The sequence below is a fragment of the Rhodosalinus halophilus genome (assembly GCF_003298775.1).
GTDB classification, from domain to species: domain Bacteria; phylum Pseudomonadota; class Alphaproteobacteria; order Rhodobacterales; family Rhodobacteraceae; genus Rhodosalinus; species Rhodosalinus halophilus.
Window position 1 is genome coordinate 1 of the sequence record NZ_QNTQ01000072.1, and the last position, 436, is coordinate 436.

General features: G+C 74.8%; 1 pseudogene. It reads left to right on the top strand.

Annotated features, from left to right (window positions below):
• Positions 1–436: pseudogene (locus DRV85_RS18915) on the top strand (hypothetical protein); the annotation flags it as partial.

The window sequence follows — 436 nt, forward strand, 5'->3', positions numbered from 1 at the left end:
GGCGACGCTGACGCAGGACGGTCTGGAGCCCGGCCGGACCTCGCTCACCTGCTATGGGTCCAGGGGCAGGATGGATGCCGGCGCCACGGCCGACCTGATCGCGGCCCGCGAGCGGCTCTGCAAGGCGCTGAGGGTCACGGAGCCCGGACCGCTCCGCCTTGGGCTGCTGGAGGCCGTCGGTCTCACCCCGGAGGATTGCCGCCACGCCGCGACGCTGGAACGCCGCCGCATGCGCGATGCGGGCCTTCGCCCCGGCATGTCGCCGGTCGAGCGGCGCAAGCGCATCGAGGCGGTGCTGCCGCAAGCGGGCGAGCCATGGGCCCCGCCCGGACGCTGCGCCACGCTCTGGCTGATCCTCGCCGAGGCGCTGGAGAACGGCCACGACGCCGCCGGCGCCGAACTCGTCCACGAGATCACCGAGGCGGGTTCGGTCCGC